Here is a 13,603-nt window from a genome sequence, read left to right on the forward strand (position 1 = left end):
CAGGGCCCGATCCGACCCGGGACCAATGACCCTGATCACCCGGACTCCGGTGCCCGCCGGACCCCGGGCACGTGCGACCATCCAGCACTGATGGACACCCCGATCACCCCTTGGCGGGCGCCACTGTTCTGGCGGGCCGCCCAGGTACTCGCCCGCGCCGCCGTCGGCCTGCTCGGCCGCCTGGAGGTCAGCGGCGACGTGCCGGAGCCGCTGCGGCACGGGCCGCTCGTGCTGGCCGCCAACCACATCAGCCCGTTCGACCCGGTGGTCCTCGCCGCCGCCTGCCGGGCCCGCGGCGTCGCCCCCCGGATCATGGCCACCGGCGGGCTGTTCCGCACCCCGGTGCTCGGCGCGCTGATGCGCCACGCCGGGCACATCCGCGTCGACCGCGGCACCACCTCCGTGCACCAGGCGCTGGAGAACGCCGCCGCCGCCGTGGCCGGCGGCTCGGTCGTGCTGGTCTACCCCGAGGGACGCATCGGGCTGGACCCCGGCATGTGGCCCGAGCGGGGCAAGACCGGCACCGCCCGGCTCGCCTTCGCCAGCGGCGCCGCCGTGGTGCCGGTCGCCCAGTGGGGCTCGCACGAGGTGCTGCCGTACCGGGCGCCCAAGGGCCTGCTGCGCGGCGTGGCCCGGGCGCTGGTGCGCCGCCCGGTCATCAAGGTGCACTTCGGCGCCCCGGTGGCCCTGCGCGACCTGCACCCCGGCACCCCCGGCGCGGCCCGGCGCGCCACCGACCGGATCATCGACGCGATCACCGACGACCTGGCCCCGCTGCGGCCCGACGAACCCGACCGGCCCCGGCACGTCGACCCCGGCCGCCCGCTCGACACCAGCCGGGCCCATCGCCGGCCCGCCGGCTGACGCATCGCCGCCGCCGGGACGGGTAAGGAGCCGCACCACAGGTACGCGGAGAGGACCCACGCCATGGCGGCCATCAGAGCTCTCGTGCTCAACTGCACCCTCAAGCGCTCCCCCGCGACGTCCAGCTCGCAGGTGCTCGGCCAGGAGGTCCTCGACGCGCTGGCCGAGCAGGGCGTCGACGGCGAGATCGTCCGGGTCGTCGACCACGACGTGCGCTTCGGGGTGTCCGTCGACGAGGGCGACGGCGACGGCTGGCCGGCCATCCGGGCCAAGCTGCTCGCCGCCCAGATCCTGATCATCGCCACGCCGATCTGGCTCGGCCAGCCCGCGTCGGTCACCAAGATGGTGCTCGAACGGCTGGACGCCGAACTGTCCGAGACCGACGCGCAGGGCCGCCTGCTCACCTACGGCAAGGTCGCCGGGGTGGCCGTGGTCGGCAACGAGGACGGCGCGCACCACACCATCGGCGAGGTGCAGCAGGCGCTCAACGAGGTGGGCTTCACCTGCGCCGCCGCCGGCGCGACCTACTGGGTCGGCGAGGCGCTGCACAAGACCGACTACGTCGACGCCCGCCCGAAACCGGACACCACCGGGCGGACCACCGCCGCGTTGGCGCTCAACAGCGCGCACCTGGCCCGGCTGCTCGCCGACCGGCCCTACCCGCCACCCGGGGCCCGCGACGCGGCCACCGACCGGTCGGACTGACCGGCGCGCCGGTCCACCGATCCGCCCGCGCGGGCCCGCCGCCGGGTGAGAGGCTCTCAGCCGTACCCCGTCGTGGAGGAGGCATCCCGTGAGCGCACCCGTCGTGCTGGTGACCGGCACGTCCACCGGCATCGGCCTGGAGATCGCGGTGGGCGCGGCCCGCGCCGGGTGGCGCACCGTGGCGACCATGCGCGACGTCGGTCGCGCGCAGCGGCTGCGCGACGCCGCCGACGCCGCAGGGGTCGGCGACCTGCTCGACGTACGCCGACTCGACGTCGTCGACCAGGCCTCCGTGGTCGCCTGCGTGGCCGACGTGATGGCCGTGCACGGCCGGCTCGACGCGGTGGTCAACAACGCCGGCGCCGGTCACGTCGGCACCCTGGAACTGGAGACCGTCGACGACGTCCGGGCGGTCATGGAGGTCAACTTCTTCGGCGTCCTGCACGTCACCCGGGCCGCCCTGCCGCACCTGCGCGCCGCCGGGGGGCGGCTGCTCACCGTCACCAGCGTCGGTGGGGTGGTCGGTCAGCCGTTCAACGAGGCGTACTGCGCCGCGAAGTTCGCCGTGGAGGGGTTCATGGAGTCCCTCGCGCCGGTCGCCGCCTCCGCCGGGGTCAGCGTCACCGTGATCGAGCCCGGCGCGGTGGCCAGCGAGTTCGTCGCCAACGTCGGCCTCGACCGGGAGGCCGCGATCGCCGGCGCCGGGGCGTACGGGCCGGCGTTGCGCGCGTACCTGGCCCGCAGCGCCGACGCGTTCGCCGCCGCCCAGTCACCGGCCGACGCGGCCGCCGCCGTGGTGGCCACCCTCACCGACCCGGATCCCGCCCCCCGGGTGCAGACCTCCCCCGCCGCCCGCCAGTTCGTCGGCACCAAACTCGCCGACCTCGACGGCCTGGCCGTCACCACCCTCACCACCTCCTGGCTCCGCTGACCCGTCGCCGTCCCGCCGTTTCGCGTCGATCTTGCACTTTGTGCCCGGGCAGGTCGGGCATACCGCCCGCGACGAGGGCCGAAAGTGCAAGGTCGGCGCGGCCGGGAGGTGCGGGCCGGGTGCGGGAGAACGGTCAGGGGTGGGGGGTGAGGCGGGCGTCGAGGGCGGCGAGGTCGGGGACGAACCAGATGTGGTCGTGGCGGTTGGACTCGGCGACCAGGGCGCGCAGGGCGGCGCTGGCGGCCAGGTGGGCGGAGATGTCGCCGACCACGACCAGGCGCAGCCGGTAGTTGACGAACTTCTGCATGACCTCCCCGGCGAAGCGGGTGCCCAACGCGAAGAAGGCCGGCGCGAGCCGCTGCGCCGGCACGGCGACGACCGTGGCGCCGGCGAAGGCGGCACCGATCAGGTCCAGCGCGTCGCGTTCGGTGGCGATCGGCGGGCCGTCCGGGTCGCAGACCAGCACCGGCACCCCGGCGCGCTCCTGCAGCTCGTCAGCCACGCCCGTCCTCCTCGGCGAGCAGGCCGCCCTCGCCGCCGAGCACGGCGTCGAGCAGGCGTAGCAGGTCGGCGGTGGCGGGGACGTCGCCCAGGATCACGATCTTCATGCGGTGGCGCTCCTCGTCGTGGACGGTCTGCACCCGTACCGGGTGGGCCGGGTCGTGGTGGGTGTTGACGCCGGCCAGCACCAGCGTGCCCAGCCGGTCGGCGGTGGCCCGGTCGACGCCGTCGAGCGTCACGATGCTCGACACCTCGGCCGACGGTGCGGTGGTGGGCGGCGTGGGCCGGCCGGTCAGCGCGTCGAGGTCGGCGCGCGCGATCCGGTACTGCTTGCCGATCCGCACCGCCCGCAGCCGGCCCGCGCGGATGTAGCCGCGCACGGTGCGTACGTGCAGGTCGAGCAGCTCCGCTACCTGCTCCACCGAGTACATGTCATCACTCATCGTTCCCTACTCTAAGCGTGAAAGGGAAGGATGGGGAATTTCTTTACGGGGTCGCCGGGCGGCAATCCGTACGTCACCCGCGCCGGGCATACTTCGGCGCGTGCAGCCCCGACACGGCTACCTCGACGCGCCCGCACCGCTCGCCTTCGCCCACCGCGGCGGCGCGGCCGACGGCGACGAGAACACCGCCGCCGCGTTCGCCCGGGCCGTCGCCCTGGGCTACCGGTACGTGGAGACCGACGTGCACGCCACCGCCGACGGCGTGGCGGTGATCTTCCACGACGCCACCCTGAGCCGGGTCACCGGAGAGCCGGGGCGCATCGCCGACCTGCGCTGGGCCGACCTGGCCTCGGTCCGGGTCGGCGGCGCGGCCGTCGTGCCCCGCCTCGACGAGGTCCTCGACGCCTGGCCGCAGGTGCGCTTCAACGTCGACGTGAAGGCCGACGGCGGCATCGCGCCGACCGTCGAGACGATCAGCCGGGCCGGGGCCGCCGACCGGGTGCTGCTCGCCTCGTTCAGCGACGCCCGGCTGACCCGGCTGCGCGCCCTGGCCGGCCCGAAGATCGCCACCAGCCTCGGCATGCGCGGGGTGGCCCGGCTGCGGCTGGCCTCGCTGCACGGCCGGCCGCTGCGGCTGCCCCCGTCCGTGGTCGCCGCCCAGGTCCCCGTCCGCTACGGGCGGATCCCGGTGGTCGACCGGCGGTTCCTGGCGTACTGCCACCGGATCGGGTTGCAGGTGCACGTCTGGACGATCGACGAACCCGCCGAGATGCACGACTTACTTGATCTCGGCGTGGATGGCATCATGACCGATCACGTCGGCGTGCTGCGCGACGTCTACCGCGCCCGCGGCCACTGGGCCGCCTGAGACCCGAGGACCCCGATGGCCGAAACGGTCACCCCCGCCGTCGCCGAGCCCGCCCCGCCGGCCAGCACCCGCCGCGAGCGCACCGGCTGGTACCTCTACGACTGGGCGAACTCCGCCTTCCAGACCACCGTGATCACGGTCTTCCTCGGGCCGTTCCTCACCACCGTCACCGAACTGGCCGCCGGCTGCGAGCTGGGCGCGGACCGCTGCGACGGGGTGGTGCACCCGCTGGGCATCCGGGTCGCGGCCGGCTCCTACTACCCGTACCTGATCTCGCTGTCGGTGTTCCTCACCGTCTTCGTGCTGCCGGTCGTCGGCGCGATCGCCGACCGTTCGGTGCACAAGAAGCGACTGCTGGCCGCGGCCGCCTTCACCGGCGCCGGGGCCACCATCGGGTTCGCGTTCGTCACCGGCGAGCGCTACCTGCTCGGTGGGGCGCTGTTCCTGATCGCCAACATCTCCTTCGGCGCGGCCGTGGTGGTCTACAACTCGTTCCTGCCGCAGCTCGGCGGCCCCGACGAACGCGATGGCATCTCCAGCCGCGGCTGGGCCATCGGCTACCTCGGTGGCGGGCTGCTGCTGGCGTTGAACCTGGTCGCGGTGACCGTGCTCAGCGAGGAGGGCAACGCCCAGCGCACCCTCGACCTGGCCCGCTGGTCGATCGTGTCGGCCGGCGTGTGGTGGGCGGCGTTCACCCTGCTGCCGCTGCGCTGGCTGCGCGAGCACCCGAGCGCCGAGGCGCAGCGCGGTGGCGGCAACGTGCTCACCGACGGGTTCCGGCAGCTCGGGCGCACCCTGCGCGAGGTCAAGACGTACCCGCTGACGCTGTTCTTCCTGCTGGCGTTCCTGGTCTTCAACGACGGCATCCAGACCGTGATCACCCTGGCCAGCCAGTACGGCACCGAGGAGCTGCGGCTGGAGCAGAGCACCCTGATCGTGACGATCCTGCTGGTGCAGTTCCTGGCCTTCGGCGGCGCGCTCGCCCTCGGCGCGCTGGCCCGGCGCGTCGGCGCGTGGAAGACCGTGCTGCTGTCCCTGGTGCTCTGGACCGGCGTGATCATCGCCGCGTTCCGGCTGCCCGCCGAGGCGCCCGTACCGTTCATGATCCTCGGCGGCTGTATCGGGCTGGTGCTCGGCGGCAGCCAGGCGCTGAGCCGCTCGCTGTTCAGCCAGCTCATCCCCGCCGGCAAGGAGGGCGAGTACTACGGCTTCTACGAGATCAGCGACAAGGGCACCAGCTGGCTCGGCCCGCTCGCCTTCGGCCTGGTCTTCCAGCTCACCTCCTCGTACCGGGTGGGCCTGGTCTCGCTGTTGATCTTCTTTGTGGTCGGCTTCGCGCTGCTGGCCGCCGTACCGATCCGCAAGGCCATCGTCGCGGCCGGCAACACGCCGCCCCGGGTGCTGTAGGGCCACCCCCGGCGCGCGGCGTAGATCATGACGCCGCGCGCGGGGGACGATCCGTCTGCCTCGATGGGCTAGGCTGCCCCGACGTGACCGACGACGCCGCTGCCGCCCCGATCTGCCTGGCCCGTCCCCTGCCCGGCCCCGGCGACGACCGTGCCGGCGGCTGCGCCGCCGCCCGTGGCCTCGACGGGCGACCCCTGCACGCCGCCGCGCTGAAGTTCTTCTGGGGGCCGATGGACTGCGGCAAGTCCACCATGGCGCTGCAGATGAACTACAACCACGCCCGGCAGGGCCGCCGCGGGCTGGTCACCACCCGCATCGACCGCTCGCTGGGCCCGCAGGTCACCACCCGCATCGGCCTGGCCCACTCCGCCATCGAGGTGACCGACGCGCTCGACCTGCGCGACCTGGTCCGCGACGCATGGGCCGAGGGGGTCCGCGTCGACTACCTGATCTGCGACGAGGCGTCCTTCTACAACCTGGAGCACGTCGAGCAGATGGCCGAGCTGGTCGACAACTACGACGTCGACGTGTACGCCTTCGGCCTGGCCACCGACTTCCGGTCCTGCCTGTTCCCGGCCGCGCAACGGCTGTTCGAACTCGCCGACGAGGTGGCCCGCATCCAGGTCGAGGTGCTCTGCTGGTGCGGACGCGAAGGGCTGCTCAACGCCCGCGTCGTCGACGACCGGGTGGTCCGCGAGGGCGAACAGGTCGTCATCGGCGACACCGTCGACAGCGCCGACGTGCGCTACCAGGTGCTCTGCCGGCGGCACTACCGCTCCGGCGACCTGGGCCCGCGCGCCTGACCGCTCAGAACGGGTCGCCGCAGATCCGCCACTCGCCGTCCTCCTGCACCACCGGCAGCTGCCGCTCCTCGCTGCCGCCGCCGTCACGGGTCAGCCGCACCGTCACCGTCCCGCGCGGGCGCCCACCCCGGGTGGCCACCGACACGTCGACGATCTCGTAGCCGCTGACCTGCGGCGGGGTGCGCACCCAACTGCCGAAGCCGACCTCGCTCCACTTGCCGCGGGCCTCGCGGCACAGCTTCCCGTACGCCGGCCCGGTCTCCCCGGCGGCCACCTGGCGCAGGAACGTGTCGGCGGTCTCCCGCACCGGACCGTTGGCCTGGAGCACCACCTGAGCGTTCCAGACGGCCACGCCGGCCACCCCGACCAGGCACAGGCCCACGCCGAGGCCGCCGACGAGCACCCCGGCGCGCAGCGGCCGGCGCCGCCGGGCCGACCTGTTCCACCCCTGCCGTTCGCCCATCACCTACCGACGGTAGAGACCACCGCGACGGTACGCAGCCGGTTGCGCCCCTGTCGCCGCCCCGGCGCATCGTCTACCGTCGGCGCACACCCTCGAAGGAGCTCGCGGATGACCCGTTACGTGCAGCCGGCGCCCACCCCCGACGACCCGTACACCGGCGACGCGCTGCTGCGGTCCTGGCTGGAGCGGCAGCTCGGGCCGGCCGGGCACGCCGCCGCGAAGGGGCCGCTGACCGAGCTGGCCGCCGAGGTCACCGGCGTGCTGCGGGCCGCGCACGCCGACGCCGAGGCGCACCCGCCCACGCTGGTCCGCTACGACCCGTGGGGCGCGCGGGTGGACCGGGTGCGCACGTCCGCCGGCTGGCAGGCCCAGCGGGCCGCCGCCGCCCGGCACGCCGTGGTCGCGCTGCCCTACCTGCCGTCGGCGCGCGACACCTGGGGGGCCGCCGCCCGGGTCGTCCAGCACGCCCTGCTGCACCTGCACGCGCCCGAGTCGGCGACCTTCTCCTGCCCGGTGGCGATGGCCGACGGGGCGGCCGCGCTGCTCAGCCTCGACGACGTCGACGCGGGCGTGCGCGACGCCTGGCTGCCCCGGCTGATCTCCACCGACCCCGACACCGCGATCGTCAGCGGGCAGTGGATGACCGAGTCACAGGGCGGCTCCGACCTGGCCCGCTCCAGCACCGTCGGGCGGCCCGCCGCCGACGGCTCGTGGCGGCTGACCGGGGAGAAGTGGTTCTGCTCGGCGGCCGACGCGCCGATGGCGGTGGCCCTGGCCCGGCCGGACGGCGCCGGGCGGGGCAGCCGGGTGCTCGCCCCGTTCCTGGTGCCCCGCTACGCGGCCGACTCCCCGCTGGCCGGGGCGAGCGTCGCCCCCGACTCGCCCGCTCCCGGCGTCACGGTGCATCGGCTCAAGGACAAGCTCGGCACCTGGGCGCTGCCCACCGCCGAGATCGGGTTGCGCGACGCGTACGCGCTGCCGTTGGGCGACCCGGCCGTGCCCGGCCTGGTCCGGGCGATGACCCTGGTCGTGGTGACCCGGGTGCACAACGCCTCCGCCGCCGCTTCCGGCATGCGCCGGGGCCTGGCGCTGGCCCGCGCGTACGCCGACGCCCGGCAGGTCGCCGGCGGCCGGCTCGCCGACTCGCCGCTGCACCGGGCCACCCTGGGCGCGCTCGCGGTCGACGCGGCTGGCGCGTTCGTGCTCGCCGGGCACGCCTTCGCCCTGCTCGGCCGGGTCGAGGTCGGCGCCGACCCGGACGCCGCCGCCGAGCTGCGGGTGGTCGCGCCGCTGGCCAAGCTCGCCACCGGCCGGCTGGCCGTCTCGTCGGCCGCCGAGTACGTGGAGGCGTTCGGCGGGGCCGGCTACGTCGAGGACACCGGGGTGCCCCGGCTGCTGCGCGACGCCCAGGTGCTGCCGATCTGGGAAGGCACCACCAACGTGCTGGCCCTGGACGTGCTGCGCGCGGTGACGCGGGAGGACGCCGGCGCGCCGCTGCTGCGCCGGCTCGACGCCGCGGTCGAGCTGGCCCGCCCGCTGTCCCCCGCGCTGGCCGACACGCTCGCCGGCGTCACCGCGGAGCTGCGCGGCCGCCTCGCCGACCTCGCCGCCGACCCGACCGCCGTGGCGCAGCTGGCGGGCGCGCGCGGGCTGGCCCTGCGGCTGGCGTACGCGCTGAGCACCGCGCTGCTCGTCGAGCACGCCGCGTGGGGCGACGAGCAGGCCGAGGTGGCGGCGGGGCTGTGGGCCCGGCGGTGGCTGCGGCACGAGGACATCGCCGTCGACGCCCACCGGCACCTGGAGCTGCTCTGCTGAGCGATTCTTCCATCCGCCGTACCTGCCAGAAGGTGTCAGCTTCCCGGGCCAGGATGAGGGCATGACAGTGCACGCCGACCTCGCGATGGTCAACCTCGACAGCTCCGACCCGGTGACCCACGCCGCCTTCTACGCCCAGGTCCTCGGCTGGGACGTCACGCACAGCCAGGCCGAGTACGCCATGATCGGTAAGGATGGGACGTCGATCGGGTTCGGCCTGGTCCCCGGCTACACCCCGCCGGCCTGGCCGGACGAGACCGCCGACAAGCGCTATCACCTGGACCTGTACGTCGACGACGTGAGCGTCGCCGAGAAGGAGTTCCTGGCCGCCGGCGCGACCCGGCCGCAGTTCCAGCCCGGCGGCGAGCGGTGGACGGTGCTGCTGGACCCGGTCGGGCAGCCGTTCTGCCTCTGCCCGCGCCCGACGGCGTGAGCGCGGGCCCGGGCGCGCCGCACCTCGTCGGCGCGCCCGGGCCGACCGCCGCACCCCGGCACTACCCGGCCGCCATCGCCAGGTAGTGCCGGTTGTACATGACGCCGAGCACGTTGCCGAACGGGTCGACGACCGAGGCGGTGACGAAGCCCGGGCCCCGTTCGACCGGCTTCTCGTAACCGGTGGCGCCCAGGGACAGCAGCCGGTCGTAGGCGGCCTCGACGTCGTCCACGTGCCAGTAGACCACCGCGCCGCCGGCCTGCCCGGACCGTGGAACGGGGGCGAAGCGCCGGTCGATGATGCCCAGCTCGTGCTGCTGGTCGCCGACGCGGAACTCCACGTACGCGGGCGTCCCCTCGGCCGGCCGGGTGAAGTACGGCGCGACGCCGAGCAGTGCGGTGTACCAGCGGGCGGCGGCGGTGACGTCGTCGGCGTAGAAGCTGACGGTGGTGAGGCCTCGCAGCATGGGTGTTCTCCTCCTCGGTGGACGACACCACTCATGCTCGGCGGCAAAGTGCTCATCCTCTGCGTACTTTGCGGAAGAATCCGGTGTCATGCGCGCTGACCGTCTCGTGGCCGCCCTGCTGCTCATGCAGACCCGGGGCCGGGTCACCGCGGCCGACCTCGCCGCCGAGTTGGAGATCTCCGTCGCCACCGCCCGCCGTGACCTGGCCGCGCTCGCCACCGCCGGCGTACCGGTCTATCCGCAGCCCGGCCGCGGCGGCGGCTGGTCCCTGGTTGGTGGCGCCCGCACCGACCTCACCGGCCTGACCGCCGCCGAGGCGCAGGCCCTGTTCCTGCTCGCCGGTCCGGCCGCGGCCGGGTCGCCCGAGCTCCGGGCGGCGCTGCGCAAGCTGCTGCGCGCCCTGCCCGGCACCTTCCGCGCCGACGCCGAGGCCGCCACCGACGCCACGACCGTCGACCGGGTGCGGTGGGGTGAGCGGGACCGGCCCCGGCCGGCGGTCGTCGACCTGTTGCAGGCCGCGGTGGTCCGCCGCCGTCAGGTCCAGCTGACATACGGCGGCCGCGACCGGGAACCGACACGTCGGCTGGTGGACCCGTGGGGCCTGGTCGACAAGGACGACGTCTGGTACCTGCTGGCCGGCACGGAGCGGGGCCGGCGGACCTTCCGGATCGACCGGATCCTGCACGCCGCCCCGACCGACCGACCCGCCGACCGCCCCGACGATCTCGTCCTCGCCGACGCGTGGCGGGAGGTCGCCGACGAGATCGAGCGGAGACGCTCCCGCACCTGGGCGACCGTGCTCGTCCCAGAGCGGTTCGCGCCGATCCTGCACAACCAGTTCGGCCGGCACTGCGAGCGTGCCGGCGACCCCGTCGACGGGCGGGCCCGGCTGCGCGTCGCCGCTCCCACGCCACGCGACATCGCCCGGCACCTGGCGGGTTGGGGAACGCTGATCGAGGTCGTCGACCCCGACGCGGTCCGGACCGAGCTGGCCCGGATCGGCGCGGAACTGATGGCCCGGTATGCGGCTGCGCCCTCGGGCGCAAGACCCGCGAGAAGTACGGCCGCAAGAGGCGGTTGCGGAACCTGATCTCCCGCTTCCCCACCGCCGGCTTGCGCGCCCGCCTGACCTCGATGGCCGCCGAAGCCGGCATCACCGTGGTCGCGGTCGACCCGGCGTACACCTCCCGGTGGGGCGCCGAGCACTGGCGCAAGCCGATGACCACACCTACCCGCAACACCACACGTCACGACGCCGCGAGCACCGTGATCGGACGACGCGCCCACGGGCATCGCGCCCGGCGTCGGACGTCACCGCCCCCACACCACCAGAGCGATGGTGTGGGGCATCGCAACGTCCAGGCCGGGCGGGACACCACCGGACGTGAGGAACCCCGCCGACGCGACACCGGACCACGCCGTGAAGGCATGTCACCGGACGCGGGCCGAAAGCGGGCGACCAGCGCACCCGACACCGTTCGGGGTGCGCGCACCGGCCAGGACTCACTCCTGCTCAGTGTCTAGGAACGGTTGCTCCCGCTCCCGCCTTCCGCGTCGGAGCTGGTGAACCAGTGGCACCTTCATCAGAAGTGGAACATCTCGGTGAACCGGCTCAGCAGAGCAGGGTCTCCCTTCAGGCGCACACTGCCGTCGGCGGCTGCTTCGGCGGCGGTCTTGCTTCCCCTCATCAGCTCCATGATCGCCTTGTCGGCGAGTCTTTCGATGACGAGATCAGGATCCGGGTGCGGGCCGACGCCAACGGCCAGTGCGCCGTTGGTGACCTGGATGCGGATGGTGAAGTCGCCCATGCGGACCTCGAATCCGACGGTGCTCTCCCGCGCCGCCTCTGGCCGGTAGGTCGTACGGAACGACATGGCGACCGACTCCGCGGTGACGGCCTCGCCAGGGCCTGGCTCGGTCATCGTGCGGGCCCCCCAGCGCCCTAACGCGATCAGTGCGGGCTCGAGATCACGTCCGTAGTCGGTGAGGTCGTAGACGATTGCGCGGGTCGGGTGGGACAACGCCCGCCGGGTCACCAGCCCCGCCTCCTCGAGCTGCTTGAGTCGGGTGGACAGGACGTTGGTGGGGATGGCGGGCAGACCCTTACGCAGGTCCGTGTAGCGCTGGGGGCCGCTGAGCAGGTTGCGGACGATCAGGATGGCCCACCGTTCACCGACCATCTCCATGGCCCGGGCCAGGCCGCAGAACTGTCCATACTCGCGAGTCGCCATGGTTCACATCGTAACGCAAGAAGCAGTTGACAACGCTTACTTGCAAAAGGCAAGCTCACTTCTGGTTCGGATGTCGGAATGTCCGAAGCGAACCCGCAGGAGGAGTGATCACATGACCGCACCGCGCAAGATCGTCGCCGGCCTGTTCGTCTCGTTGGACGGCGTTGTGGAAGGTCCGGAGAAGTGGGGCATGCCCTACAACACCGGCGAGGCGGCGGAGGCGGTGACGCGGCTGTTCGACGACGCCGACACCGCCCTGCTGGGCCGCACCACCTATCAGCTCTGGGGCTCGTTCTTCCCCCACGTCACCAGCGAGCAGGTACCCACCGCCGACTGGCTCAACGCCGCCCCGAAGTACGTCGTCTCGACCACCCTCACGGAGGTCGGGCAATGGCGACACAGCCATCTGATCACCGGCGACGACATCATCGGCCAGATCCAGGCCCTCAAGCAGCAGCCCGGCGGCACCATCAACGTCGGCGGCAGCATCACCCTCGTCCAGTGGCTGATGAACAACGACCTGCTCGATGACCTCTACCTGCAGATCGCCCCGGTCATCGCCGGCACCGGCCGCACGCTCGCCGACGGCGAGCAGATTCCCATGCGCCTGGCGGCCACCCGAGCCTTCGCCAACGGTGTCATCGAGGCCCACTACACCCCCCAGCCCCGCTGACCAGTCCGACCGCTTCGCCCGCACACAGAGAAGGACTCCGCATGGTCCAGACGCTCAATCCGCCGGCCGCCCTCGCGGTGGCCCCGGCTCGCCCGGCGCCACGACTCCTGGCCGCAGCCGGCATCGCAGCAGGCCCGTTCTTCCTTGCCGCAGGCCTGATCCAGGGCCTGGCCCGGGACGGGTTCGACTTCACCCGTAACGCGCTCAGCCAGCTGAGCCTCGGCGCCCTCGGCTGGATCCAGATCACCGCCTTCCTGATCACCGGCCTGTCGGTCATCGGCGGCGCGGTCGCGATCCGTCGGGCGTTGGGCGAAAGCCCGGGCGCGACCTGGGCGCCCCGGCTGCTCGGCGGGTTCGGCGCCTCGTTCCTGGTCGCCGGAGTGTTCCGTGCCGACCCGGGAGCCGGGTTCCCGCCCGGAGCCCCGGCGGATCGGGTCGCCTCGTTGAGCGCGCACGGCACGGTCCATATGCTCAGCGGCACCATCGGCTATCTCGCGTTGTGCGTCGCGTTCCTCGTGCTCGCCCGGCACTTCGCCGCCCACCGCCGGCATGGCTGGGCGCTCGCCGTCCGCCTCATGCCGGTGGCGGTCCTCGCGGGATTCGCCGCCTCGGGCGCGGCAGTGGCGGCCTTCACCATCGGTGCCGGACTCGGCCTGCTCGGACTCAGCGCCGTCACCGCGCGCATCACCCTGCCCTCCCCGCTCCATTCGCGCGGAACAACGGGCCGCTGATCCGTCGCCCCGCCGGGTCAGCTCACGCTGCGGAGTTGACCCGGCAGGGCGACGCTCGCTCACCTACTGAGCCGGTGTGGCTGCTGGCGCGTGGCTCAGCGGAACGCCGCGGCGTTCCGCTGAGCCCAGTCGGCGAAGTCGCGTGGGGCCCGCCCCAGCAGCCGGGCGACGTCCGGGCTGATCCGCTGCTCCTCGGGCGTCGGCGTGCCCAGGATGCCGAGGGTCGCCGCGACCACCGGGTCCGGCATGAACCGCAGCATCTGCGCCGG

Annotated in this window: 17 protein-coding genes; 11 read left to right on the forward strand and 6 right to left on the reverse strand. The window is 73.7% G+C overall.

Features of this window, described 5'->3' with window-relative positions; translation table 11 throughout:
- Nucleotides 1-90: 90 nt before the first annotated feature.
- From GA0070611_RS08000 to GA0070611_RS08010, 3 genes are all read left to right on the forward strand, one after another.
- Nucleotides 91-864, forward strand: coding sequence for a lysophospholipid acyltransferase family protein (locus tag GA0070611_RS08000; RefSeq protein ID WP_091660114.1), 774 nt, complete (start codon nt 91-93; stop codon nt 862-864).
- Nucleotides 865-927: 63 nt separating this feature from the next.
- Nucleotides 928-1,569: a flavodoxin family protein gene (locus GA0070611_RS08005; protein ID WP_091660117.1), complete on the forward strand. Its 642-nt coding sequence runs from the start codon at nt 928-930 to the stop codon at nt 1,567-1,569.
- Between the two features lie 88 nt (nt 1,570-1,657).
- Nucleotides 1,658-2,500 carry an SDR family NAD(P)-dependent oxidoreductase gene (locus tag GA0070611_RS08010; RefSeq protein ID WP_091660120.1) on the forward strand — a complete coding sequence of 281 codons (843 nt, stop codon included), beginning with the start codon at nt 1,658-1,660 and terminating at the stop codon, nt 2,498-2,500.
- Nucleotides 2,501-2,633: 133 nt separating this feature from the next.
- On the opposite strand, the gene GA0070611_RS08015 is transcribed toward GA0070611_RS08010, so the two are convergent.
- Both GA0070611_RS08015 and GA0070611_RS08020 read right to left on the reverse strand, forming a co-directional pair.
- Nucleotides 2,634-3,002 (reverse strand): DUF4180 domain-containing protein, encoded by a 369-nt coding sequence (locus GA0070611_RS08015; RefSeq protein WP_091660123.1) that lies wholly within the window; start codon nt 3,000-3,002, stop codon nt 2,634-2,636.
- Entirely contained in the window at nt 2,995-3,444 is a 450-nt protein-coding gene (locus GA0070611_RS08020) for a helix-turn-helix domain-containing protein (protein ID WP_231921364.1), read from the reverse strand. Before GA0070611_RS08020 ends, GA0070611_RS08015 begins: the two co-directional genes overlap by 8 nt.
- Nucleotides 3,445-3,544: 100 nt before the next feature.
- On the opposite strand from GA0070611_RS08020, the gene GA0070611_RS08025 reads away from it, so the two are divergent.
- From GA0070611_RS08025 to GA0070611_RS08035, 3 genes are all read left to right on the forward strand, one after another.
- The gene (locus GA0070611_RS08025; protein ID WP_231921365.1) at nt 3,545-4,312 is read left to right on the forward strand and encodes a glycerophosphodiester phosphodiesterase; all 768 of its coding nucleotides are present in this window, start codon (nt 3,545-3,547) and stop codon (nt 4,310-4,312) included.
- Between the two features lie 15 nt (nt 4,313-4,327).
- On the forward strand, nt 4,328-5,719 hold the full coding sequence (locus GA0070611_RS08030; protein WP_091660133.1) for an MFS transporter: 1,392 nt from the start codon (nt 4,328-4,330) through the stop codon (nt 5,717-5,719).
- An 83-nt stretch (nt 5,720-5,802) separates the two neighbouring features.
- Nucleotides 5,803-6,522 (forward strand): thymidine kinase, encoded by a 720-nt coding sequence (locus GA0070611_RS08035; RefSeq protein WP_091660136.1) that lies wholly within the window; start codon nt 5,803-5,805, stop codon nt 6,520-6,522.
- A 4-nt stretch (nt 6,523-6,526) separates the two neighbouring features.
- Here GA0070611_RS08035 and GA0070611_RS08040 read toward each other — a convergent pair whose 3' ends face one another.
- Nucleotides 6,527-6,985 carry an Rv0361 family membrane protein gene (locus GA0070611_RS08040; RefSeq protein WP_091660139.1) on the reverse strand — a complete coding sequence of 153 codons (459 nt, stop codon included), beginning with the start codon at nt 6,983-6,985 and terminating at the stop codon, nt 6,527-6,529.
- 108 nt (nt 6,986-7,093) lie between these two features.
- Between GA0070611_RS08040 and GA0070611_RS08045 the strand changes: the two genes are divergently transcribed.
- Nucleotides 7,094-8,800, forward strand: a complete 1,707-nt coding sequence (locus tag GA0070611_RS08045; protein ID WP_091660141.1) for an acyl-CoA dehydrogenase family protein — start codon at nt 7,094-7,096, stop codon at nt 8,798-8,800.
- A 61-nt stretch (nt 8,801-8,861) separates the two neighbouring features.
- Complete coding sequence (locus GA0070611_RS08050) at nt 8,862-9,233, forward strand: VOC family protein (RefSeq protein ID WP_091660145.1); 372 nt, start codon at nt 8,862-8,864, stop codon at nt 9,231-9,233.
- A 61-nt stretch (nt 9,234-9,294) separates the two neighbouring features.
- Here GA0070611_RS08050 and GA0070611_RS08055 read toward each other — a convergent pair whose 3' ends face one another.
- Nucleotides 9,295-9,699, reverse strand: coding sequence for a VOC family protein (locus tag GA0070611_RS08055; protein WP_091660150.1), 405 nt, complete (start codon nt 9,697-9,699; stop codon nt 9,295-9,297).
- Nucleotides 9,700-9,787: 88 nt separating this feature from the next.
- On the opposite strand from GA0070611_RS08055, the gene GA0070611_RS08060 reads away from it, so the two are divergent.
- A complete protein-coding gene (locus GA0070611_RS08060; RefSeq protein ID WP_091660154.1) occupies nt 9,788-10,789 on the forward strand; it encodes a helix-turn-helix transcriptional regulator in 1,002 nt (333 codons plus the stop codon).
- A 493-nt stretch (nt 10,790-11,282) separates the two neighbouring features.
- Here GA0070611_RS08060 and GA0070611_RS08065 read toward each other — a convergent pair whose 3' ends face one another.
- Entirely contained in the window at nt 11,283-11,930 is a 648-nt protein-coding gene (locus GA0070611_RS08065; RefSeq protein WP_091660158.1) for a winged helix-turn-helix transcriptional regulator, read from the reverse strand.
- A gap of 112 nt (nt 11,931-12,042) precedes the next feature.
- Here GA0070611_RS08065 and GA0070611_RS08070 point away from each other — a divergent pair, with 112 nt between their 5' ends.
- On the forward strand, nt 12,043-12,603 hold the full coding sequence (locus tag GA0070611_RS08070) for a dihydrofolate reductase family protein (protein ID WP_157740252.1): 561 nt from the start codon (nt 12,043-12,045) through the stop codon (nt 12,601-12,603).
- Nucleotides 12,604-12,644: 41 nt separating this feature from the next.
- The gene (locus tag GA0070611_RS08075) at nt 12,645-13,334 is read left to right on the forward strand and encodes a DUF998 domain-containing protein (protein ID WP_091660163.1); all 690 of its coding nucleotides are present in this window, start codon (nt 12,645-12,647) and stop codon (nt 13,332-13,334) included.
- A gap of 95 nt (nt 13,335-13,429) precedes the next feature.
- Here the strand turns inward: GA0070611_RS08075 and GA0070611_RS08080 are convergent, their stop codons facing one another.
- The gene (locus GA0070611_RS08080; RefSeq protein ID WP_197675879.1) at nt 13,430-13,582 is read right to left on the reverse strand and encodes a hypothetical protein; all 153 of its coding nucleotides are present in this window, start codon (nt 13,580-13,582) and stop codon (nt 13,430-13,432) included.
- Nucleotides 13,583-13,603 lie beyond the last annotated feature (21 nt).

The organism is Micromonospora auratinigra (assembly GCF_900089595.1).
In the GTDB taxonomy this organism is placed as follows: domain Bacteria; phylum Actinomycetota; class Actinomycetes; order Mycobacteriales; family Micromonosporaceae; genus Micromonospora; species Micromonospora auratinigra.